This is a genomic window from Clostridium acetobutylicum ATCC 824, assembly GCF_000008765.1.
GTDB classification, from domain to species: Bacteria; Bacillota; Clostridia; order Clostridiales; family Clostridiaceae; genus Clostridium_S; species Clostridium_S acetobutylicum.
This window is the reverse complement of the sequence record NC_003030.1, coordinates 3,195,087-3,220,182: the sequence shown is the minus strand read 5'-3', so window position 1 is coordinate 3,220,182 and position 25,096 is coordinate 3,195,087. Positions and strand designations below refer to the sequence as shown.

At 29.5% G+C, this 25,096-nt stretch carries 24 protein-coding genes; all 24 read left to right on the top strand.

Features of this window, described 5'->3' with window-relative positions:
- Positions 1-32 precede the first annotated feature (32 nt).
- The 24 genes from CA_RS15770 (at position 33) to CA_RS15655 (ending at position 25,087) form a co-directional block, all read left to right on the top strand.
- On the top strand, positions 33-932 hold the full coding sequence (locus CA_RS15770; RefSeq protein ID WP_010966350.1) for a glycosyltransferase family 2 protein: 900 nt from the start codon (positions 33-35) through the stop codon (positions 930-932).
- Entirely contained in the window at positions 929-2,047 is a 1,119-nt protein-coding gene (locus tag CA_RS15765) for a glycosyltransferase family 4 protein (protein WP_010966349.1), read from the top strand. Before CA_RS15770 ends, CA_RS15765 begins: the two co-directional genes overlap by 4 nt.
- An 88-nt stretch (positions 2,048-2,135) precedes the next feature.
- On the top strand, positions 2,136-3,455 hold the full coding sequence (locus tag CA_RS15760) for an O-antigen ligase family protein (protein ID WP_010966348.1): 1,320 nt from the start codon (positions 2,136-2,138) through the stop codon (positions 3,453-3,455).
- An 11-nt stretch (positions 3,456-3,466) separates the two neighbouring features.
- Positions 3,467-4,624 carry a glycosyltransferase gene (locus tag CA_RS15755; RefSeq protein ID WP_010966347.1) on the top strand — a complete coding sequence of 386 codons (1,158 nt, stop codon included), beginning with the start codon at positions 3,467-3,469 and terminating at the stop codon, positions 4,622-4,624.
- Positions 4,625-4,626: 2 nt separating this feature from the next.
- On the top strand, positions 4,627-5,922 hold the full coding sequence (locus CA_RS15750) for a flippase (protein ID WP_010966346.1): 1,296 nt from the start codon (positions 4,627-4,629) through the stop codon (positions 5,920-5,922).
- Entirely contained in the window at positions 5,909-7,045 is a 1,137-nt protein-coding gene (gene wecB, locus CA_RS15745; protein WP_010966345.1) for a non-hydrolyzing UDP-N-acetylglucosamine 2-epimerase, read from the top strand. Before CA_RS15750 ends, wecB begins: the two co-directional genes overlap by 14 nt.
- A gap of 76 nt (positions 7,046-7,121) precedes the next feature.
- Positions 7,122-8,141, top strand: a complete 1,020-nt coding sequence (locus CA_RS15740) for an LCP family protein (RefSeq protein ID WP_010966344.1) — start codon at positions 7,122-7,124, stop codon at positions 8,139-8,141.
- 28 nt (positions 8,142-8,169) lie between these two features.
- Positions 8,170-8,934 carry a tyrosine-protein phosphatase gene (locus CA_RS15735; RefSeq protein ID WP_010966343.1) on the top strand — a complete coding sequence of 255 codons (765 nt, stop codon included), beginning with the start codon at positions 8,170-8,172 and terminating at the stop codon, positions 8,932-8,934.
- Between the two features lie 34 nt (positions 8,935-8,968).
- A complete protein-coding gene (locus CA_RS15730; RefSeq protein WP_010966342.1) occupies positions 8,969-9,652 on the top strand; it encodes a YveK family protein in 684 nt (227 codons plus the stop codon).
- A 12-nt stretch (positions 9,653-9,664) separates the two neighbouring features.
- Complete coding sequence (locus CA_RS15725) at positions 9,665-10,363, top strand: CpsD/CapB family tyrosine-protein kinase (protein WP_010966341.1); 699 nt, start codon at positions 9,665-9,667, stop codon at positions 10,361-10,363.
- A 302-nt stretch (positions 10,364-10,665) separates the two neighbouring features.
- A complete protein-coding gene (locus tag CA_RS15720; protein ID WP_010966340.1) occupies positions 10,666-11,337 on the top strand; it encodes a sugar transferase in 672 nt (223 codons plus the stop codon).
- A 16-nt stretch (positions 11,338-11,353) separates the two neighbouring features.
- Positions 11,354-12,406, top strand: a complete 1,053-nt coding sequence (locus tag CA_RS15715) for a mannose-1-phosphate guanylyltransferase (RefSeq protein ID WP_010966339.1) — start codon at positions 11,354-11,356, stop codon at positions 12,404-12,406.
- A gap of 28 nt (positions 12,407-12,434) precedes the next feature.
- A complete protein-coding gene (locus tag CA_RS15710; RefSeq protein ID WP_010966338.1) occupies positions 12,435-13,697 on the top strand; it encodes a glycosyltransferase family 4 protein in 1,263 nt (420 codons plus the stop codon).
- 4 nt (positions 13,698-13,701) lie between these two features.
- A complete protein-coding gene (locus CA_RS15705; RefSeq protein ID WP_010966337.1) occupies positions 13,702-14,406 on the top strand; it encodes a nucleotidyltransferase family protein in 705 nt (234 codons plus the stop codon).
- Entirely contained in the window at positions 14,403-15,497 is a 1,095-nt protein-coding gene (locus CA_RS15700; RefSeq protein WP_010966336.1) for a GHMP kinase, read from the top strand. The genes CA_RS15705 and CA_RS15700 overlap by 4 nt, the downstream gene beginning before the upstream one ends.
- Positions 15,494-16,084, top strand: a complete 591-nt coding sequence (locus CA_RS15695) for a D-sedoheptulose 7-phosphate isomerase (RefSeq protein WP_010966335.1) — start codon at positions 15,494-15,496, stop codon at positions 16,082-16,084. The genes CA_RS15700 and CA_RS15695 overlap by 4 nt, the downstream gene beginning before the upstream one ends.
- Positions 16,077-16,622: a D-glycero-beta-D-manno-heptose 1,7-bisphosphate 7-phosphatase gene (gene gmhB, locus CA_RS15690; protein WP_010966334.1), complete on the top strand. Its 546-nt coding sequence runs from the start codon at positions 16,077-16,079 to the stop codon at positions 16,620-16,622. The genes CA_RS15695 and gmhB overlap by 8 nt, the downstream gene beginning before the upstream one ends.
- 19 nt (positions 16,623-16,641) lie before the next feature.
- Positions 16,642-17,700, top strand: a complete 1,059-nt coding sequence (locus tag CA_RS15685) for a glycosyltransferase family 4 protein (protein WP_010966333.1) — start codon at positions 16,642-16,644, stop codon at positions 17,698-17,700.
- Positions 17,697-18,878: a glycosyltransferase gene (locus tag CA_RS15680; RefSeq protein ID WP_010966332.1), complete on the top strand. Its 1,182-nt coding sequence runs from the start codon at positions 17,697-17,699 to the stop codon at positions 18,876-18,878. Before CA_RS15685 ends, CA_RS15680 begins: the two co-directional genes overlap by 4 nt.
- 13 nt (positions 18,879-18,891) lie before the next feature.
- On the top strand, positions 18,892-20,082 hold the full coding sequence (locus CA_RS15675) for a polysaccharide pyruvyl transferase family protein (RefSeq protein WP_010966331.1): 1,191 nt from the start codon (positions 18,892-18,894) through the stop codon (positions 20,080-20,082).
- A gap of 10 nt (positions 20,083-20,092) precedes the next feature.
- Positions 20,093-21,235 (top strand): glycosyltransferase family 4 protein, encoded by a 1,143-nt coding sequence (locus tag CA_RS15670; protein ID WP_010966330.1) that lies wholly within the window; start codon positions 20,093-20,095, stop codon positions 21,233-21,235.
- 21 nt (positions 21,236-21,256) lie between these two features.
- A complete protein-coding gene (locus CA_RS15665) occupies positions 21,257-22,459 on the top strand; it encodes an O-antigen ligase family protein (RefSeq protein WP_010966329.1) in 1,203 nt (400 codons plus the stop codon).
- Between the two features lie 27 nt (positions 22,460-22,486).
- Positions 22,487-24,049: a murein biosynthesis integral membrane protein MurJ gene (gene murJ, locus CA_RS15660; RefSeq protein WP_010966328.1), complete on the top strand. Its 1,563-nt coding sequence runs from the start codon at positions 22,487-22,489 to the stop codon at positions 24,047-24,049.
- Positions 24,050-24,061: 12 nt separating this feature from the next.
- A complete protein-coding gene (locus CA_RS15655) occupies positions 24,062-25,087 on the top strand; it encodes an LCP family protein (protein ID WP_010966327.1) in 1,026 nt (341 codons plus the stop codon).
- Positions 25,088-25,096 lie beyond the last annotated feature (9 nt).

Genomic DNA, 25,096 nt, shown 5'->3' with positions numbered 1-25,096 from the left:
ATAAAATTATAAATGGCACAAGGGAGTTACTTATGAAATCTATATATATAATTTTGGTAAATTACAACAATTTTCAAGATACAATTGAATGTGTCAAAAGTTTAAGGAAGATTAAAAATTATCATAATTACAAAGTTATTATAGTTGATAATGACTCTAAGAATGATTCAGTTAGTAAAATAAAATCTTTTTTACAAGATTGTTTACTAATAGAATCAAAAAAGAATTTAGGGTTTGCGGGTGGAAATAATTTGGGGATAAAATATGCAATGAAACATAATGCTGATTATGTGCTACTACTCAATAATGATACAGTAGTTGAAAATGATTTTTTAGATAAATTACTTGAGGTCCATGAAAATTATGGGAATGTTGGTATAGTTGGTGGTAAAATCTATTACTATTACGATAAAAATCGTATATGGTATGCTGGTGGTAAAATAAATAAATTTACTGGAAAAACTAAGCATATAGGGGTAAATGAAATTGATGAAGGGCAATATAATAATATCTCCATAACAGGATATGTAACAGGTTGCATGATGCTTATTAGTAAAGGAGCAATTGAAAAATGTGGGGTTATGGATGAGAAATACTTTTTGTATTATGAAGAAACAGACTGGAATGTTAGAATAAAAAATGCTGGATTCAAAATTATGTATACACCTTTATCTAAAATATACCATAAAGTATCTTCAACTACAGGTAAATCAGATTTGATTATGAGCTATTATTATGATAGAAACAGATACTATTTTGTTTTTAAAAATTTTAATTGGGTATGTAAGCTCTCTGTGACGTTATATATCTTAGTAAGATTGTATGCAAAATTATTTAAGGCAATCGCTATTAATGATGTTAAAAGAAAACATTTGATAGAGTATACCATAATCAGTATAAAAAATAACATCATGGGAGAAATTCGAGTATGAAAGTATGTATGATATCTGGTGCATTGCCACCAATTAAATGTGGAGTAGGAGACTATAGTGATATATTATGCAGTCATTTAAATAAAAATTCAAATATAGATTTAAGTGTAATAACATCGTATGATGCAAATAAGAGTTATGATTATAAAATTTACAATGAAATTAAGAGTTGGAATATTACTGAATTGGGTAGAGTGTTGAAATTAATAAAGGGAATAAGTCCTGATATAGTACATATTCAATATCCTACTGTATCATATAAAAAGGGAATGATGATAAATATATTGCCATATTTTTTGCACAAGAAATATAAGGTTATTACTACACTACATGAATATACTGATAGCAGTATACTTGGAAAAATTAGAACAAATGTGGGAGTATTACCTTCTGATTTAGTTATAGTTGTTGATGATAGATACAAGAAGGATTTGGAGAAGAAGAAGTTATTTAATAAGGTAAGAATAGAAAAAATAAATATAGGAAGTAATATTCCAAAATCCCAAAAAACTTATGGTGAAATCTTATCTCTGAAAAATAAATTGCTATTTCATGATAAGAAAAAAATTATTGGTTACTTTGGATTTGTAAATAATAAAAAAGGGATAGAAAATATTCTGTTAGCAGTAAAGTGTTTAAAGGATAGCGGATATAAAGATGTTCAATTTAATATTATGGCAGAACTTGATGCAAGTAATGCATATCATAATAAAATACTTAAGATGATTATTGATTTGGGATTGAATAAAGACGTTTTAATAACTGGATATTTAAGGAAACAAGTTGTTGGAGATTATGTTAAAGCTTGTGATGTTATGGTTCTGCCATTTTTAGATGGTTTATCATCTAAAAATGGTAGTTTTATATGTGCATTACAGGAAAAAAGAAGCATAATAACAACAAAACCTCAAATAGATAATGTTTATAATAAATACAAGGATGAAAGATATGTATATTTTGTTGACAGAGTAAATAATTACAAGGAAATTTATAATGGATTGATTGACTTACTTTTTCAAAATAAGTTTTCAACAGTTGGAAACAATTTAAATGATTTTTCATGGGAAAGTATAGCTGATGAACATTATAAAGTTTACAAACTATTAGAAAACTAGAGAAGAGCTATAAAGAGATGAACGTATAGATTAGATTAAGTTGATATAGTGTTTTTTAATAAGTATCGTTAATGAAAAGGTGATGAGATTGGAAGGTGCCATAAAAAAAGTTTATTTAGTTGTATTTTTTTTGTATTTTGCGTCACTTCAATTATGGAACAATATACTTAGTAAAGATTATAGCAAAATACAATATATAATATTTGGTGTATATGTGATATTTATATTTACATATTTTTTGAAAAGTATATTCAGTAAAAATAGATATAGTACTATTTTGTATGTTTTAATTTTAATTATGATTCTATATTATATATTTGTTATAACAAATGGAATTGAGTTTGGAAATCCAGCTAGAATGGCTATTGGAATTAATCAGTATATATTATATTCAGTATCATTTTTTGTTCCGATAGTTATATTATATAAGGAGCTGAATTTAAAAAGCATTGAAAAGATTTTTGCTATACTTTTAATTATAAATTTTATTACGTCTGTATTGGCAGCTTATGAGTATTCCACTGGAAAATACATTATTAATCAAAATCAAGATATTGGTGAAATATATATTACTGGGGTTAATATGGTCAGAGCAAAAGTATTTAATGGGTCATATTTATCATTAGGAGGATTTATAGGCCAACTAGCTATTCTTAATTTGTACTTTTTGCTTAGTAATAAATATAAAAGGTTAAAGATAGTATTCGTAATATCTTTCTTTGTTGATATTTTAGGGATAGTATCAACAAATTCTAGAGGACCTTTTGTTGCAACTGGGATTGCAATTTCTGTATTTTTTATTATCTATTACATATATATAATGGGACGAAAGCAGACTATATATAAAAAGATTTGTGTGATTATTTTAGCTTTTTTTGTTCTTATACTTATATTATTAGGATTGAGTTACTTAACAAGTTATACAGGAAATGTTAATAATCAGGTTTTGAATTATTTAATTTATAGGGCTAAAAGTATTTTTGACTGGAATTCAGATGGAAGCAATCTTCTTAGAAAATATTATTGGATTAGCTTTATTAACTTATTCAGAAGGAATTTCTTGTATGGGATAGGTATATCATCTACGGGTGCCCTTGTGGATACTGTAAGTATTGGTCCAACGGAAAGTGGAGTATTAAAAAGATTTGTTGAATTGGGAATATTTGGAGCTGCGATTTATTACTTATTTGTTTGTATAGTTTTTGTGTCTGTTTTTAGATGTTTAAATAAATTAAAAGATAATTATGAAAAGAAAATAGTTATAATTACACTTTTTTCGGCTGTATTTTGTTTATTTATTAATGATATTACATATCAAATATTTGAAAATTTTCAGGTTATGTTTTTTAATTGGTTTATATACGGGATGTTGGTTGTGATGCTATTTAAAAAAGAAAAGTTAGATTAAGAGGTGAATAAATGAAAAATATACTATACATATCTTTGGTTGATTGGTTTTGGATAAAACAAAGACCTCATCATATGGCAGAAATCTTAAGTAGATGTAATAATGTAACTTATTTTAGTAGAATGCCATGGAAAAGAAATTCTAACTTCGTTATTACAGACAAAGTGGGAAGTGATGATATTGGTAAAACTACTATTATAAAGAATGAAAATATGAAAATTATAAGGAAAAAAGGTATACCAAAAGAAAGAAAATTTAAAGTTATTAAGAAAATCAATGTAAAATTATTCAAAAATTATTTGTTGAAATTGGATAAAGAAAATAACTATGATGTAATAATAATCACACATCCGAGTCAATTGCATATCATACCAAACAACTTTTTTATAAATAAGGAAATTGTATATGATTGTATGGATGACTATAAGTGTTGGACTGGATGTGATAAGGATAAGATTGTTAAAAGTGAAAAATATATTATTGAAGTAAGTGATATTATTGTTGTTTCAAGTGAAAAATTATATAAGAATATTTTAGAGTATGATAATAAGTTAAAAAGTAAAACTGTGGTGATAAATAATGGTGTTGATATAGATAATTTTAGTGTAAGCAAATTAAAAAAAATTAACGAAATTAATATATTTAAAGACAATAATAAGAAGAAAGTTGGATATGTAGGTACAATTAGTAATTGGTTTGATTTCGAATTGTTAAAAAATACGGCTGAAAAGCACCAAGAGCTAGATTTTTATATTATTGGACCAATCGAAGAAGGGATAAATATAGATGGTTTTAAAGAAATTAAAAATGTTATATTTACAGGTTCGCAACCATATTATAGTGTTCCAAATATATTAAATAAGTTAGATATTGCCGTAATGCTGTTTAAAAAAAATGATTTAATTGAAGCAGTGAACCCAGTTAAAATTTACGAATACCTTGCTATGGGAAAGGCAGTTGTGGCATTGAGGTATAAAGAAACTGAAAAATTTGGAGATTTAATATATACTTATGAATCAAAAGAAGAGTTTGAGAATATTTTAAGCTTAGCTATAAACGACAATGGAAATTATGTGGACAAGAGAATTGAATTTGCAAGAGACAATAGTTGGCAAGCAAGGGTAGAGAAGCTTAATGAATTGATATATAAAAGAATAGGGAGAAAGTAGATGTGAAGGAAAGAAAGGGTTTAAAGAAATATAGTACAATAATAAATAATTTTTTATCACTTTTTGTATTACAAGGATTAAACTATATATTGCCATTAATTACAGTGCCGTATCTAGTAAGAACTTTAGGACCAGAAAAGTATGGTGTTACAGTATTCGCAACTGCATTTATTACATATTTTCAAATTATAACTGACTATGGCTTTAACTTATCTGCAACAAGAAAAATTTCAATGAACAAAAAATACAAGAAAAAAATTGAAGAAATATTTAATTCTGTTATGTTAATTAAGTTAGCTTTGACTATTTTGTGTTTTATAGTTATGTTAGTTATAGTCTTTTGTTTTAAAAGGTTTCAAGCAGACTATAAGGTATATATTTATACTTATGGAATGATCATTGGTAATTTTTTATTTCCAGTATGGTTTTTTCAGGGGATTGAAAAAATGAAGTATATAACAATAGTTAATGTAATTGGTAAGGTAATGTTTACAATTTTTATATTTATTTTTGTTAGAACTTCTAAGGATTACTTAAATGTAGCTTTATTAAATTCATTCAGTTATATATTAATAGGAATCATTAGTCTATTAATTGTAAAGATTAGATTTAAAATAAAGTTTAGGATTCCCAAAACTAGTATAATTAAAAAGGATATAAAAGAAGGATGGTACATATTTACTACATCTTTTTTAACTAATATATTAACATCTACAGGAACTTTTATTTTGGGGTTATTTGTAAATGAAAAGGTTGTAGGATATTATGGTGCTATTGATAAAATAGTTAAGGCACTTGTGAGTATGTTTTCACCTGTAACTCAAGCTATATTCCCACATATAAGTGAATTGTTTAAATATAGTCATAAAGAAGCAAAGAATGAAATTATTAAGTTTAGCAAATATGTAATGTTTTTTACAACAATCATGTGTATAGTAATTGTTTTGTTTAACAAAACAATAATTTATATATTGTATGGCAATAGATATATAATGTATTCACATATATTAGCTTATATGTCTGTATGGATATTTTTAAGTATTTTAAATAATTTTATTGGAATTCAGTATCTTATAGGAAGTGGAAATGGTAAGTATTATAGTAGAGCATTTACTATTGCTTCAATTATAACACTTATATTATATATAGGAACTGTTGAGTTTATTTCATATAATTCTATAATATTAGGATCAGTAGTGGGTGAATTAGCATTAACTATTTCAATGATTTACTTCATAAAAAGTAAGCTTTCAAATGACAATAGCTGCAAGGGAGATGTAGTGAATGAGCAAAATTAAAGTTATTTCAATATTTGGGACAAGGCCAGAAGCTATAAAGATGGCTCCTTTGGTTAAAAAACTGAAAGAAAATAAAAATTTTCAAGCAAAAGTATGTGTTACAGCACAGCACAGGGAGATGCTAGATCAAGTTCTTAGTTTGTTCAATATAGAGCCAGACTTTGATTTGAATATAATGAAAAATAAGCAATCTCTTACAACGATAACTTCAAGTGTTTTACATGGGTTAAGCGAAATATTTTCTGCTGAAAGACCAGATATTATTTTAGTACATGGAGATACAACTACAACGTTTGCAGCATCACTTGCAGCCTTTTATGAAAAGATAGCTATTGGGCATGTTGAGGCTGGACTTAGAACTTATGATAAATATTTTCCTTTTCCTGAAGAAGTAAATAGAAAACTTACTGGAGCAATTGCAGATATGCATTTTGCACCGACAGTAAAATCTAAAAATAATCTTTTAAGAGAAGGTGTAAAAGAAAAAAATATATTTATAACTGGAAATACTGTGATTGATGCTATGAAATACACAGTGGATAGTAATTATGTATTTAAAAATGATCAATTAAATAAATTGGACTACAAACATAAAAAGATTATTATGGTAACTGCACACAGACGTGAAAATTGGGGCAAGGGTATAGAGAATATATGCACGGCATTAAGGAGAATTGTAGAAGAAAATAATGATGTTGAATTGGTCTATCTTGTACATTTAAATCCTATAGTTAAAAATGTTGTGTACAGAAATTTAAATAATATAAATAGAGTTCATTTGCTCCCACCACTTGATACAAAGGAAACTCATAATTTAATGAATAAGTGTTTTATGGTTATGACTGATTCAGGCGGGCTTCAGGAAGAAGCACCTCATCTTGGAAAACCTGTACTTGTATTAAGAAATGTAACAGAAAGACCAGAAGCAGTTGAGGCTGGAACAGTTAAATTAGTAGGAACTGACATTAAAAATATTGTAGATGAGACTTGCAGAATAATAAATAACAAAGATGAATACGAAAAGATGAGTAGAGCTATAAATCCATATGGGGATGGAAGAGCATCAGAAAGAATAGTAGATTATATGCTAGATTATTTTCATTCATTAGTGAAAAATCATTAACAATATAAAACTGATTAAAGTGTTATTTACTATAAACTAATTAAATATGTTTATTTATACATAGAAGGAGGTAATTATGAAATCTAAAAAGAAATTCGGTTTTTTGTCAAAGTTTTTTATTACAATTCTTATTTTAATAGTAGTGATAGGTGTAACTGCTGGAGGTTACTTTTACTCAAAGACAAGTAAAATGAAAAAAACGACTATATCAAAGAAACCTTCTGATTTAGGAATAACACAGAAGAATCAAAATGAATTACAGAAGTATGATGATACTATAAACATAGCATTTTTTGGACTTGATAGACGTCAAAAAACTGATATATCACGTTCGGATTCCATTATGATTTTAACAATGGATCCAACACATAAAAAGCTTAAGTTATCCTCAATAATGAGGGATACATATGTAAATGTTGATGGACATGGTATGACTAAGATAACTCATGCCTACGCTTATGGTGGTCCTCAGCTGGCGATAAAAACTATAAATGAAAATTTTAATTTAAATATTAAGGATTATGTAACTGTTGACTTTTATGGACTTGAAAAAATTATAGACAAGCTTAATGGAGTGGAAGTAGATGTCCAGCCAGATGAGGTTAATTATCTAAACAGCTATATAGATGAAGTTTCAAAGTATGAGAAAGTTACTCCCAACCATGTTTCTTCAGCAGGGAAACAACTTTTAGATGGTAGACAAGCTGTTGCCTATTCAAGAATTAGATACACAGCGGGTGGAGACTTTCAGAGGACAGAAAGACAAAGGACTGTGCTTATGGCAGTTTTCAATAAGATGAAAGCACAAGGAAAAAGTAATATGCTAAGTATGATGGATGAACTTCTTCCTTATGCTGAAACTGATTTAGGAAGTCTTGATATTGCAAAGTATGGAGCTAAGTTTCTTTCATCGAATATAGATTCTATTGATCAAGAGAGATTCCCAGTGGATGGATACTGTAGTGGCATTACAGTTGATAATGTTTGGTATCTAAAAACAGATTTAGGTGTAACTTCAGATCAAATGAAAAAATATATATTTGAAGATGTAAAGCCAACACCTAAAGCATCACTTGTAAATATACCTGCTAAATAAAAATATTACAAAAGAAAGAGGTGATTAAATGGTAGATATACATTCGCACATAATTCCAGGAATTGATGACGGTTCAAATTCACTTGAAACTACTTTGAAAATGATGGAGATAGCAAATGAAGCAGGTTTAACTAAAATGGTAGCTACTTCTCACTATTTCAGGGGAAGATTTGAAAACAGTATTTCTGCCATTACAAGCGAAGCAGAAAAACTGAATAGTATCTTTAAAAAGAAAGCTGTGGATATAGAAGTTATACCCGGACAGGAAGTTTTTATAGATAATCACACACTTGAAGCTCATAAGAATGGAATAATTGGCTGCATTAGAGATACAAATTACATGCTTGTGGAATTCGATATGATGTCGCTTTTAGAAAATGCAGCAGATATATTGTACGAGATTCAAATAAGAGGTATTAAGCCTATTATAGCTCATCCTGAAAGGTATACTTATATTCAAAGAGATTTGTACAAAATAAATGACCTTATTGATGAAAATATTTATTTTCAGGTAAATGCAGGAAGTATAGAAGGGCTTTTTGGAAAGACTGTACAAAAAACGGCAATTAAGTTAATAGAAGAAGGCTTGGTTAGCTTTATTGCTTCCGATGCACATTCTGCAGGAAAAAGATGTCCAGGTTATGAAGGAGCACTTAAGCTGGTGGCTAAAATTGATAGTGTATTGCCTGGGAAATTTGTAAAAAATGCAGACTTACTTATAGAAAATCAGGAAATTAAGGCGAGGAGTCAAAAACTAAAAAGAAAAAAAGGTTTTTTCACTTTTTTTAAATAGACAAACTTAAGATTTATGTACAGGGGGAAAATTAATGGAACAAGGAAATGATATAGATTTTACTGGATTTATTGATGTGCTTAATAAAGAAAAGGCTATGATAGCTTTAGTGACAATATTCTTTGTACTATTTTCAGCTATTTTAAGCTTTTTTATAATAAAACCAACGTATCAAGGTCATGTTACTGTGATAATCGGAAGAAATGATTCAAAATCCAGTACAAATGAACAGTATAATGATGTTATGATGTCACAAAATCTTACAAAAACTTATGCTCAAATTGCAGAATCTAGATCTGTGGCAAGTAAAACTGTAAGTAAATTAAGTAATGGTACTACAATAGATCAGGTATCAAAGGTTGTGAGTGTTACACCAGAGACGGGTACTCAAATAATAGATATAACAGCAAATGCAAAGTCACCTGAAGAAGCAGCGGACTTAGCGAATGATTTTTCTGACAGTTTTGTAGCAGTTTCAAAGGAAGTTTATACAGCTGGTGATGCAAGAATAATAGATAGAGCAACAGCACCTAAATCGCCTATAAAGCCTAAAAAGCTTATCAATATAGTAGTTGCTTTTGTTTTGGGACTTTTTGTATCAATAGGTATAGCCTTTATTAAGGAATATATGGATAAAACTATAAAAACTCAAGATGATATAAAGAGACATTTAGATTTGCCAGTACTTGGGGTAATACCTAGTTATGAAGAGGAATAAAGGGGGAGAGAAATGTTAGTAGTTAAGGATAAGCCTAAATCACCTATATCTGAAGCTTATAGAACACTTAGAAGTAATATACAGTTTTCAAGCTTTGATAAGGATATGCAGTTAATACTTATAACTAGTTCAGGACCAGGAGAGGGAAAGTCAACTACCTCTTGTAATTTAGCTTTGGCTATGGCGGAAGCTGGAAATTCAGTGCTTTTACTAGATTGTGATCTCAGAAAACCAAGTGTTCATAAGAAATTTAAGATATCAAATAATATCGGTTTGTCAAATGTATTAGCTGGACAAACTAAATTTGAAAGTGCAAGTCACTGGTATAATCAAAATTTATGCATACTTACAGCAGGTAAAATTCCTCCAAATCCTGCGGAAATGCTGTCTTCAAAGAGAATGAAGGCATTTTTGAATGAGGCAAAAGGAGTTTTTAAATACATAATACTTGATGCTCCGCCTGTAATAGCGGTAACTGACCCACAAATCTTGTCAACTATGGTAGATGGAGTGGTTTTAGTCGTGAGCTCAGGGGTTGCGGATATAGAAGCAGCTAAAAGGGCGAAGGAACTTTTAGAAAATGTAAATGCCAATATAATTGGTTCAGTTTTAAATAGAGTTGATACAGAAAGTAGAAGAGGATATTATGGAGGTTATTATTACTACTACGGTGATGAGGGAGAAAAAGTAAAAAAACATAAAGATAGATAAAACTACATAAATAAAAACTAAAAAAGATGATTTTGTTCATTAAAAAGTTGTATGTATATACACCTTAAATGACAAAATCATCTTTTTTTATTTCTAAAGTATAAAAATATATAATACGATAATAAAAAAAAGGATATTATAGTAAATAATTAGATGTAAATACACAAAAGGTTAAAATAAACTGCTGAAATAGTATGAAAGCTGATGAAAAAATAAAAAAAATAGTGTATAATGATACTAAAAAATAAAATGATACTAAAAAATAATAAGTTCAGTTTAAAACTTAAAGGGAGGGACATATATTGCAGGATTTGGACCTAGAATATGACAGAATTACAGTTGAGCCTTATAAGGATTATGACAAGAGTAATGTATATTATATATCAAAACGAGTTATAGATATAGTATTTTCTATAATTGGTATAGTTGTGCTGAGCCCTCTTATGCTGGCAATATGTATTTATATTAAAATAAGTTCAAAAGGCAATGCAATTTTTTCACATATAAGATTAGGATATAGGGGTAAGCATATAAAGGTATACAAATTTAGAACTATGGTTCAAAATGCAGAAACAGTTTTAAAAAATATGACACCCGAACAAAAAAAGGAGTTTGAGGAAAACTTTAAACTTGAATATGATCCCAGAGTAACCAAGGTGGGAAGATTTCTAAGGAAGACAAGCCTCGATGAACTTCCTCAATTTTTTAATATATTAAGGGGAAACATGACTTTAGTTGGTCCAAGACCTATAGTTGAGGCCGAATTAAATAAGTATGGCAGATACGGAAAGAAGTTATTAAGCGTTAAACCTGGTCTTACAGGACTTTGGCAAGTTAGCGGAAGAAGTGATATTTCGTATAGCGAAAGAGTTATGCTTGATATGCAGTACATAGACAATAGAAGCTTGTGGCTTGATATTAAAATATTGTTTATGACCTTTATAGTAGTTATAAAAAAAGAAGGAGCAATGTAAGGGGGAAGCGTAATATATGCTTTGTGCACTAATAATGGCTGGGGGAAAGGGAGAGAGATTTTGGCCTCTATCGACAGACGAAAAGCCAAAGCAATTTTTGCAGTTATTAAGCGATAAAACAATGATTCAAATGACAGTTGAAAGGCTTGAAGATCTAATTGATATCGAGAGAATTTTTGTGGTAACAGGAGAGAGATATGTTGATCTTTTAAAAGAACAGCTTCCCAATCTTCCTGAAAAGAATATAATAGTTGAACCTGTTGGAAAGAATACTGCGCCTTGTATAGCACTGTCAGCTTTTGTGATAAATAAACACTATAAGGATGCAAATATAGTGGTTCTGCCTTCAGACCAGTTAATAGTTGACGATAGTAAGCTTTTAGATACTATAGCGGCAGCAGAGAAATTTATAGATCAAAATAAAGCTTCAATAGTTACACTTGGAATGGAACCTACTAGAGCGGAAACAGGTTATGGATATATAAAATCAGGGAACTTAGAAAAAGAAATAAGCGGCTTCCAAATTAAAAAGGTTGAAAGTTTTGTGGAAAAACCTGATAAAAAGAGTGCTGAAAGCTATGTTGAAGCTGGAAACTTTCTTTGGAACGGTGGAATGTTTATATGGAAGTGTTCTACAATTCTTAAGCTAACTGAAAAATACTTAAATAAAACCTACAATATTTTGAATGAAATAGCTGAAGCAAATGATACTAACTTTAATGAAACTTTAAAGAAAAAGTATGTAGATGTTGAGGCTATATCCGTTGATTATGGAATAATGGAGAAAGCGGACAACATATACGTAATTCCATGCAGTTTTGGTTGGGATGACATAGGAACTTGGCATGCTGTTGAGAGATATAGAGATAAAGACGAGGATAACAACGTCTGTGTAGGAGATATAAAAAGTATAGATAGCAAGAATAATATACTAGTTGGTAAGAAAAAACCGATAGTTGTGGTTGGGCTTTCAGAGGTATTTGTGGTTGAAAGTGATGACATAATATTTGTTGGAAAGAAAGAAGATATTGAGAGAATAAAAGAGATTAAGAAAAAAGTTAAAGAATAATTAGGACTTATGTAAAGAGGTATTTAAAATGACGAAAAAACTTTTATTTTTCACAAGTAGATTGCCCCTGAATCCGTTATCAGGTAGAGAAATGAGCTTGTATTACTATATAAAATATCTACATGAAATGTATGGATACGATATTATAGTAGTTACTTTTGATGAGAAAACTGAAGTTGTAGACACTCCAAATGAGTATATAAGAACACTTTATAAAATAAAGGCCCCAGGAAAAAAGGCACTTTTATCTAATTTTTTTAGTATGGTATTTGTAAAGAGAATGCCACTTCAGGTTGCTTTGTATTATTCGGCTGATACCAAGGAAGCTGTGGAGAAAATCGTTAGCAGAGAAAATCCTGATATAGTAATGGCAGATATGGTTAGAACCAGTGAATACTTAAAGGATTTTAAGGGAAAGAAAATATTTGATATGGATGACATGCTTTCGGTAAGGTATGGAAGACAACTGGAATCAAAGGGAGGAATAATAAATCCTTTTGGAGCATATTCTAATAAGTTGCCAAGCTTTGTTTCTAAGATACTGGATAACAATTTTATTAAAAGAAAAATACTTCAGTATGAATGTAATGCCTTAAGTAATTATGAAATGAAGATTTCTAAAAGTTATAATGCTGTGGTTTTAGTGTCTGATAGGGAAAGAGATCGTTTAAACGCTAAATTAAAGGAACAAAAGGCTGTGACGGTTTCTACTGGAGTTAATTGTGATTATTTTTCTAAGGTTGATGTTAAGGTTAAAGAAAATTTAATAAGCTTTTTAGGAGTTTATTCTGCTCCACACAATGAAGATGCAGTGTTGTATTTTTATAATAGTATATTTCCAATTATAAAAAAAGAGAATCACAATATAGTACTAAGATTAGTTGGTGGAAATGCCACGGATTCAATTAAAAAACTTAAAAATGATAAAGCTGTTGATATAGAGGGAAGAGTAGAGGACGTAAGAAGATATATAAAGGAAAGTAGAGTGTTTATAGCTCCACTTAGATTTGGAAGCGGAATAAAAACAAAGATACTTGAAGCAATGGCTATGGGGGTTCCAGTGGTTACGACATCTATAGGAGCGGAAGGTATGGATGCAGAGAACTATAAGGATATGATAATTGAGGATGATGAAGAAAAATTTGCAGAAGCAGTACTTAGACTTATAAGTGATAAGGAATTATATAATAAGATTTGTTCAAATGGTAAGGAATTTGTCCGTAATAATTATGATTGGAATATTAAAATGAAATCATGGAATGAAGTGTTTAACCTAATAAATAAAGGGTGATAGTATGCAGGCATTAATTTTAGTTGGTGGTTTAGGGACGAGATTGAGATCAGTTGTAAAGGATAGACCTAAACCAATGGCTTTGGTAGAAAATAAACCATTCTTGGAGTATTTAATAAGAAAGTTAAAGAGCAATGGTATAAGTGATATTATACTTGCAACTGGATATATGAGTGAATTTATAGAAAACTACTTTAAAGATGGTAGAGAATTTGGTGTTAATATTGTATATTCAAAGGAAACCACTCAGCTTGGTACAGCTGGTGCAATAAAAAACGCTGAAGAATACCTTAAAGAGGAATTTTTTGTTTTAAATGGTGATACGTACTTTGATGTTGATTTTGAATCTGCATATAAGTTTCATAAGAATAATAAAAGCTATTTCACCATGATTTTAAGAGAAACATCAGATGCATCAAGATATGGAGCTGTTGAATGTAGTGATGATAATAGAGTTGTAAGTTTCATTGAAAAGGGTGGCATATCAAAATCAAACTATATAAATGGCGGAATTTATATAGTGAAAAAAGAGATTTTTAAAGAAATTGAAAGAGAAAAAAAGGTTTCATTGGAAACTGAGATTATACCAAAAGTTTTAGGTGAGGAAGTTATATATGGCTACAAATGTAACAATTATTTTATTGATATAGGAGTGCCAGAGGATTACATCAAATTTTGTACTAAGGTAAAAGGGGAGAGTGGAAATTGATTATAAGAGCTAAAGCACCACTAAGAATAAGCTTTGGTGGAGGCGGAACTGATGTTGAGCCTTATTGCAATGAATATGGTGGGGTAGTATTAAACACAACAATAGATAAGTATGCCTACTGTTCAATAGTTCCCAATAACACTGATAGCATAGTAGTTAATTCTTTAGATTTTGATATGACGGTTAAGTATAACTGCAATGAAAATCTGGTATATGATGGTAAGCTTGATTTAGTTAAAGCTGCATTAAAAAGAATGAATATAAATAAAGGCTGTGAGGTTTACCTTCAGTGTGATGCTCCAGCAGGCTCAGGGCTCGGTACATCTTCTACAGTAGTAGTGGCGCTTTTAGGTGCTATGGCAAAATGGAAGGGTGTTGTACTTGATCAATATGCTCTAGCATCCATTGCCTATGAGGTTGAAAGAAAAGATTTGAAAATAGACGGAGGCTATCAAGATCAGTATGCCGCTGCATTTGGTGGCTTTAATTTTATGGAGGTAGACGGAAGCGATGTGGTTGTAAACCCTTTAAAAATAAATAAGGGAATAACTAATGAACTTCAATACAATCTACTTTTATGTTATACGGGAAATGTTCACGTTTCAGCTAATATCATAAAGGATCAGGTTAATAATTATGTAGAGAAAAAGGAAGAAGTAGTAAATGCTATGCACGAGATAAAGGCTTTAGCATATGCAATGAAGAAGGAGCTACTTAGAAATAATTTAAATAACTTTGGAAGTTTACTTCATTACGGTTGGGAAATGAAGAAGAAAATGAGCAGCAGAATATCAAATCCACAAATAGATGAACTATATGAAGCAGCATTAAAAAAAGGAGCTCTTGGAGGAAAGCTTTTAGGAGCTGGTGGAGGAGGATACCTTTTAGTTTATTGTCCATATAATAAAAAGCATGTTGTTGCCGAAAGTCTTGAGAAGATGGGAGGACAACTAACAGATTGGAACTTTGATTTAGGTGGAATGCAGAGCTGGGTGGTAGACGATTCTAGATGGAATTATAACGAAATTGCAGTTGCCACAACAGAGGGCAAATATAAATTTGGCATTAATACTATGGAGGATATTGGATGAAGAACTTTATAGAGGCTCAAATAAAGTCAAGTATAGAGGCTAAGGAGAAAATTTTAAAAGACGGACAGTATATAGAACAAATTCAAAGTATTGTGGAAATTGTAATACAAGCCTATAAATTGGGGAAGAAGGTTTTGCTATGTGGAAATGGTGGAAGTGCAGCAGATTCTCAACATATAGCGGCTGAATTTGTAAGTAAGTTTAGGCTTGATAGAAAGGCACTCCCAGCAATAGCTCTAACTGTAAATACATCTGTTTTAACCTCAATAGGAAATGATTATTCCTATAAAAATATATTTGAAAGACAGGTTGAGGCATTTGGAAAAGAGGGAGATGTGCTAATAGGAATAAGTACTAGTGGTAATTCGGAAAATATAACACTAGCTTTTAAAAAAGCAAAGGAGATAGGAATAACCACTATTGGTTTTTTAGGTAAGGATGGAGGAGAAAATAAAAATTACTGTGATTTTCCTTTAATTGTACCGTCAGAGGATACTCCTAGAGTTCAAGAGGCACATATAATGATAGGACATATTGTATGTGATATTGTTGAAAAGGAATTGTTTGGAGAGAAAGTGGATGAATAAGGCAGTTTTTCTTGATAGAGATGGGACAATAAATGTAGAGAAAAATTATCTTTATAAAATAGAAGATTTTGAATTTACAGAAGGAGCCGTAGAGGCTATAAAGCTTTTAAATCAGAATGAATATAAGGTTATAGTTATAAGTAATCAGGCTGGAGTGGCAAGAGGGTATTACACAGAAGAAGCTGTGGATAAACTTCACGAGTATATTCAAAAGCAGCTTAAAAAGTATGATGCTCATATTGATGCCTTTTATTATTGTCCACACCATCCAATTCATGGGGTTGGAAAGTACAAGCTTCAATGTAAATGTAGAAAGCCTGAGGATGGTTTATATAAGAGAGCAATAAAAGATTTCAACATAGATGTGGAAAAATCTTATGCAGTTGGGGATAAGCTTTCAGATTTAATTCCAGCTGTTGATAATAACATCAAGTCTTTTTTAGTTATGACTGGGTATGGCAAAGAGGAAGTAAAAAATATTAAAACTGATATGAGAATAACAAAAAACTTATATTCTTTTGTTACAGAAATCATATGAACCAAAAAGGAATGATAGGATGAGTTTAACAAATGTATTATTTTTAGCAGAAGAGCTTAGAGTTGGTGGTGCTGAGACTTATTTTTATAAGATAGAAAATAAAATAGATTTAAAAAAAATTAATTTTTATACAGCAGCAGTTAATGGAAGATGCTTTGATAAGTTAAATAATAAACACATGTATTTTGAATACGAAAAAGGATTGTTTAGTAAGATAAAAACTATCAAAAAAATTGTTATATCAAAAAATATTAATGTGATACATGCTAATTCTTTAAGGTTAGCTATTATTTCATCAATAGTAAAAAAGCTGTACAAAAAGGATTTAAAAATAGTTTATACGAAGCATAACTTAACTATACTAGAGAAAATACACACAAAATTATTTAGTGCATTTGTTAATAAGAATGTAGACATAGTTTTAGCGGTTTGCAATAAGGATAGAGATAATATGATTTCTATAGGTGTTAGTGAAGAAAAAGTTAAAGTTATTCCTAATAGTATAGATTTAAAACATTTTAAGTTTAATTCTAAATACTTAAGAGATGCTGGAAAAGACTTTAAAGTTGGAATGTTATCTAGATTATCTAAAGAAAAGAACCACGAGTTTTTTTTGGATATAGCTGAGAAAGCTGATTTTAGGGCTCTAATTGGAGGGGACGGTCCTCTTAGAGAAGAGATTAATAATAGGATAGAAAAAAGTAATCTAAAGAAAAAAGTTAAGATGCTTGGTAACATAGAGAATTCCTACGAATTTTTGTCTAGTGTAGATGTAATGCTTTTGGTTTCAACTCGTGAAATATTTCCTATGACCTTATTAGAAGCAATGGCGGTTGGAACAATAGTTATAAGCGTTGATATCGGTGGAATTAGAGATTGCGTCATCAATGATAAAACAGGTTATGTAATAGATGATTACCAGAGTGAAAAGTTTATAACTAAGATAAGTGATATTCTTTCGGATTATGATAAAAACAAAGAGTTAATAAGTGCGGCTAGAGAATTAGTTGAAAATAGCTTTAATTTAGATATTACCATTGATGAGCTTCAAAGGTTGTATGGTGAGGTGGGATTATGAAAATTTTAATAATTACTCCAAGTTGTCCTTATCCTCCGCATAAATCAGGAGGAGCTTTGATAATTTACAATTTACTAAAGCAGAATAAAAGTGTAGGTAATACTATAGATTTGTTATATTATGATGAATACGATAAAGAGGCAGAAAAAGAAATAAGAAAGTATGCTGATAGTGTATATAATAAAAATTTACGTGTAAGAATAAGTCCTCTTGATAGAATGTTGAGTATTTTAAAAGGAATTCCATATGGGCTATATCAATACAAACATTCTTTGCTAAAAAGCTATTGTTATGAGCTTCAGAAAAATCACTATGATGTTGTATTCTTTGATCAATTTTCAAGTGTGCTTTTTCAGGATATGATAAATTGCACTAATAAAATATTTTTTGAGTGTGATTGTGTAAGCTTATTTTTCCATAGAAAGTATAAGATGGGGCAAAAAAATCTTATAGGTAAGGTATATAACGGCCTTCAATATAAATACTACAAAAAAATTGAAAAGAATTATTATAAAAAGTTTAATAAAGTTTTCTTTGTTTCTGAGAGTGATGCATTGTATGTAAAAGACAATTTCAAGGAAAGTGCAGCTAATATTGATCACATAAATTTAGGAGTTAACATAGAAAATTTCGACAGCGACAAGTATGATAATTTAGATCTAAAGGAAAAGAGCATTGTATTTACAGGAATCATGAATTATGCACCTAATAAGGATGCTGTTTTATATTTTTATAACAAGATTTTACCTGAAATAATAAAAAAATATCCTGATATAAAGTTTTATATTGTGGGAAAAAATCCAGACAGTGACGTACAGAGTTTAGAAGGAAAAAATGTTGTTGTTACAGGTTTTGTTGATGATATAGCAGAATATATCGCAAAGGCTTCAGTATATGTTTCTCCACTAAATTATGGAACGGGAATGAAGAATAAAGTACTAGAAGCTATGAGCATGAACAAGGCAATAGTAGCAAGTGAGGTTAGTGTTGAGGGAATAAATGAATTAAAAGATGGAGTAAATATATTCATTGCAAAAGATGATAAGCAGTGGATAGATAAAATATTATTGCTTTTATCAAATGATTCTGTAAGAAAAGATATTGGAGCAAATGGAAGAAATATAGTTAAATCTTATTATAGTTGGGAAAAGGCTTATATGAAATTATTCAGTAGATAAGGAGGCATTTTTTTTGAAAGATGAAGTACTTATATACAGTTGGGTAGGAGAGGAGAATATTGGAGACGAGCTTATTCTGAAAAGTATCGTAAGAATGATAGAAAAAATAGATGACAGACTTAAGGTAAATGTCATGGGAACTAAACCTAAAGTTATAAATAAAATTCATAACCATTTGGGGCTAAATAGAATTTCAACTTACATAAATTGGACTTTAAAATCTATTTTAAGAGCAATCTTAAAGCATAATATATTTAAGGCTATTTTAAATATATTATGTTCAAATAAGCTTATAATAGCCAGTGGTGGAGCACTTTCTGATTGGAATCCTAGTTCTACTAAAACAATATTTTTCCTTATAGATTTGTTTTATTTTATGAATAGGCCAATATGTATGATGGGTGTAGGAGCTGGTCCAATACTTCATGAGAAATCAAAAAAAAGGTTTTACAATAAGTTGAAAAAATTAGAAGTTATAACTGTTAGGGATGAAGAATCTTATGAACTTTTAAAGAGTATAGGTCTTAAGAATGTTATCTTAACTAGCGATTCTGTTTTCAATATATGCAGTATAATACAAAATAAATATCCAGAGAAAGACGTAACAGAAAAAAAAATTTCATTTGTTTTGGCTAAGCTTTTTAAAGATAATACAAAGGAGCTTAAAGAATATAAAGAAGAAATTATTAAGACTATCAATAGATTAAAAAAAGAAAACTGGAAAATAAAACTGGTGCCCTTTCATTATTCTGAGGATATAGGGTTCTTAAAAAGTATAAATCAGAAATGTAATGTTGAAATCTTAAATTCACATGATATGTATGATACTATTGGAGAGCTGAATAATGAAAATATAATTGTTGGAATGAGATATCATTCTGTTATAATGTCGTTGGTGCTAGGAAAAAAGGTGATTCCTTTAATTTATCATCCTAAGGTTTATAGTGTTGCAAGACGATTTGAAATTTTAGATATAGCAGAGAATGTTGGAAATGGTGGCAATTGGATTGGCAGTAATATTAGTAGTGAAAGACTATTAAAAAATATAGAAAAGTTATATAAGAGTGATGAAAACACAGCTAAAAATAGAGGTAAGGTTCTAAGAATTGTAAAACAAAATGACTTGAACAACGAGATTTTGGCAAGGTTTTTAAGACACAGTAATGTTTTAGAAGTTGTTTCCTATAATGTTCAAAGACACTAATGGAGGAATTATGAATATATTATTTGTTTCAGATTTGGGAAGTTTAGGTGGAGGAGAAACTAGTTTATTTAACTTGATAAATGAGTTTGCTAGTGACAATAAAAAATATAATATAAATAATTTTCTTATGTGTAAAACAGAAGGTAAATTAGTGGATAAGTGTAGGGGGATTAATGTTCCCTGTAAGGTTTTTGATTTTAAAGCTGCCTTTAAAAGCTTTAAGTTTAGGGAAATATCTAAAGCAATTAAAGTTATTAAAGAATTTTTGTATTCAAATAATATAGATGTAATACAGTGCAATGAATGGAGTAGTGCGGTATTATTTAGCATCATAAGCAAAGTTTCAAGTAAAAATTGTAAGATTATTTGGATATGCCATGGACAATGGTATAAATTTAATCTTATAAAAAGAGTATTGGTCAATTCTCTAATTAATAGAATAATTTCTGTTTCGGAAAGTGTTCAGAACAACTTGATAATAAATAAGCTCAATAAGAGAAAGCTTTTAAAGCAGAATCTTGGTATTGATTTAGATAGGTTTAGGCTAGGAAATGGTGATAAACTTAGAGAAGAATTGCATATACAGAAGGAAGATAAAGTTTTAGGAGTTATAGCAAGATTTCAGCCAATTAAGGGGCAAAAGTTAGTTATTGAAGCAGCAAGGGATATTGTAGAGGCGGGGTACAAAAATTATAAATTTCTTTTAGTTGGAGATAGTATTTTCAATAATCCCAAGGATAGTATGTATAAAAATGAAGTAATAGAAATGATTAAGGAATATAAACTTCAGAAAAATGTTCTTATACTTGGAGAGAGAAATGATGTACCCGATATTTTAGCTCTTTTGGATGCGTTAATAGTTCCTTCAATTAATGAATCCTTTGGAATGGTAGTTGTAGAAGCATTTGCAGCAGGATGTCCAGTTATATCAACACCTTGTGATGGACCAATGGAAATAATAAAAAATGGTTACTCCGGTGTAATAATTAATGAAAGAAATAGTGAAAATTTAAAAGATGCTATAACGGACTTAATGAAGGAAGAAACTGACTTAGAAATGATGAAAATAAACAGCATGAAAGAAAGTAAAAAATATGATATAAGTAACATAGCTCAATTTTATTGCAAACAGTATGCTCTATTGTGTAAGTAGTTGAGCATAGGGGGACAAAGTATGGTATTAACAAAGAAGTATGATAAATTAGGACATATACTATTGAACGTATTTATAGTGTTTTGCACATTTGAGGTTTTTATAAAAGGTGTTTTAACGCTGCAACAGGAAAGCTCTTCAGGTGTGAATGCTATTAAAATTGGTATATTACTTTTTATGATTTTTGCGATTGTACTTAAGGGAAAAATCAAAGGAATGACGACTAAAATCAAGGGAATAATGTTTATTTATTTAGTGTTTTTTATAGTGTTAGGCCTTAAAATTCTAAGCATAAATCAAATGTCTGATATTACAGGATGGCTAAGTGATAATAATAATTTAAATTATATATTTAGTTTTGTATGCTTTATTATTATTTTAAACATTGATATAAAAAGGGAAAGTGTAATAAACACGCTAATTGTATCATCAACTGTTGTAATGGTAATTTCATTTATATTCTTTATAAAAAATAATTATTATGGTTTAGCAGCTCCAGATATAATACAGGCTTATAGTATGGGGTTTCTAAATAAAACTAGAATGCTGTCAATTTTTGCATCACCAAATCATGCAGGATTGTATTTTGTTATGGTTTATTTAATAGTTGATTTTAGAGGTCAAAAGAATCTAGCGATGCTATTCAAATTATATAAGTTCTTGCTAATAGTATGCATAATGCTAACGCTTTCTAGAACAGCTATTGGAATACTCTTGTTATATATTATTATAAAAATAATACGCAGCAAAAATGCTAAAAGTGTTGTAAGGTTTGGTATAATTTCTTTAATGGTTGTGTTAATAGGTATTACTCTATGGATTGCTATAAGTAAATACAATGTTTATTTCTTTTCTGCAAGCTACATAAAAGCAGATAACAGATGGATCAAATGGCAGGTAGCAATAGAATATATAAAGAAATACTGGGCAATTGGAGCTCCATTTAACATAAAAGTACAGATGTACGCCTATGTTAATTCAGCTATAACAAGTGTAGAATTCTCAGATAACTTATTTTTAGAAATAGCCTCTAGATTTGGAGTGCCTCTTATAGCTTGTATTTTTATATTTATGATAAAAAATCTTAGAAGAGCCTTTAACGAAAAGAAAATTACAGATATAACTAAAATTTTAGTTTTTATAATAAGTTCAATAACAACTGGTTCAATACATTTTACCATTCCAATGATATTGTTCATAGTATATTGTGACAAGTTTGATTAGATATTTGCTTGTATGAGAGGGGAAAAAATGGCTAAAGATAAGAGGATATCCCTGTTAAAGGTTACTTCAATGGTTATTATAATAAACTTATTATCTAAGATAACAGGGTTTATTAGAGATTTTATTACAGCGTCTAAGTTTGGTACGAGTGTATCTGCTGATGCTTTTTCAATGTCTTCTGTTGTTCCGAATATAATATTTGCTATACTTGGAGCAGCTATCGTAAATACTTTTGTACCTATATTTAATGATGTTATTGTAAATAAGGGAGAAAAAAGGGCTTTTAAGTTTTCTAATAATGTTATAACTGTATTGACTTTATTGTCAATAATTTTAACTTTGCTGGGAGAGATATTTTGTCCGCAATTTGTTAAATTGATAGCACCGGATTTTCATGGCTATAAGTACTTATTGACAATAAAGTTAACAAGAATATTTTTATTGATAATCATAGTAAATACTTGGGTATTTTTATCTACTGCTATATTGCAGGCAAAGGAACATTTTTTAATACCCTCTTTAATAGGAATTCCATATAATTTATTAGTAATTGTGTATTTGCTATTTTTTAGTTCTAAATATGGTGTTTTGGGATTAACTGAAGTTATTGTATTTGCTATGTTTGTTCAATTTTTAATTCATGTGCCTTCTTTAGCACGTATGAAATATAGATACAAACCTGAGTTTAATATTTCCGATGGATATTTAAAAAGTATGGTTGTCTTACTAATTCCAATATTACTAGGGACAAGCGTTCAGCAGATTACATCTCTTTTTAATGGGAGATTTTCATCATCACTTGAAACCGGGAGCGTTGCAGCTTTAAGTTATGCATCTAGACTTAATTCGTTAGTTATGGACATATTTGTTATATCAATAGTTACAGTTATATATCCAAAAATGACAAAGCTATCCTCAGAAAACAAAATAGGAGAATTAATTGAAAGCTTTAATATTTCTATAAGATCAATAACTATAATTTTGTTTCCTATAATAACAATAATATTAATTGAAAGTGTGCCCATAGTAAAAATATTGTTTCAGAGAGATGCATTTGGAAATAAATCAACGTTGATGACTTCAACAGCCTTATTTTATTATATTATAGGTATCATTGCAGCTGGACTTAGAGAAGTTTTATGTAGGATGTTTTATGCACTAAAGGATACTAGAACGCCAATGATAAACTCCGCAATTACTGTGCTTGTAAATGTAGTTTTGGCATACTATTTAAAAGATGTTTTAAGACTTGGAGGTATTGCTTTAGCATCATCAATAGCTGCTTATGTATCTAGTATTTTACTTTTTATAAAGCTAAACTCAAAGCTTAAAAATATTAATTATAGAAAAACAATAGGTGTCACCATAAAGGTTATTTTTGCGTCAATAGGCATGGGAATATTCTTAAAGGTACTCTATCAGATAGTAGGACAAGCTTTGCTTAAGAAAGCAATAATAATTGAGATTATTGGATTTGGTGGAATTACTCTAATAGCGCTATTAATATACATGCTGATTTTATACTTAATGAAGGTAGAGGAAATAAATATGGTATCAGCATTTTTATATAAAAAAATTAAAAGAGGTTAAGAGGAGAAAATTATGAAAACTAAAGATAAAAAGAAATTTGGATTCTGGAAAAAGTTTTTTATTGTCTTTTTCATTTTAATCTTTGGAATAGGAGCTTCTGGAACAGCTTACTTTTATTCCAAAACCAGTAAAATGAAAAAAACAGAAATATCAAAGAAGCCATCTGAGCTTGGAATATCTAATAAAACACAAGACGATTTAAGCAAGTACAGTGATACTGTAAATATTGCATTATTTGGTGTAGATAGGCGATTAAAAACAGATGTTTCTCGTTCTGATTCTATAATGATATTAACAATGGACCCAGCACATAAAAAGCTTAAGTTATCCTCAATAATGAGAGATACATATGTAAATGTGGATGGACATGGTATGACAAAAATAACTCATGCTTATGCCTATGGTGGACCGCAACTTGCAATAAAAACTATAAATGAAAATTTTAAATTAAACATAAAGGACTATGTAACTGTGGATTTTTATGCACTTGAAAAAATTATAGATAAGCTTAATGGTGTGGAAATAAATGTTCAATCTGATGAAGTAGGATATCTTAATGGATATATAGACGAGGTTTCAAAATATGAGAAGGTCACTCCTAATCATGTTACTTCATCTGGTAAACAGCTTTTGGATGGAAGACAAGCTGTAGCTTATTCAAGAATTAGATACACAGCTGGTGGAGATTTTGTGAGAACTGAGAGACAGAGAACTGTGCTTATGGCAGTTTTTAATAAATTACAAGCTCAAGGAAAAAGCAATATGGTAAGTATGTTTGACGAAATTTTACCTTATACTGAAACAAATATGGGAAGCATTGATATTGCAAAGTATGGAACAAAATTTATTTCATCTGATATAAGTAATATAGACCAAGAAAGATTTCCATTAGATGGGTATTGTAGCGGTGTTACTGTTGACAATGTTTGGTATCTTAAAACTGATTTAAATGTAACTTCTGATCAAATGAGAAAATATATATTTGAAGATGTAAAGCCTTCGCCTAAAGCTTCACTTGTAAATATACCAGAAAAGTAAGGGGTGGTT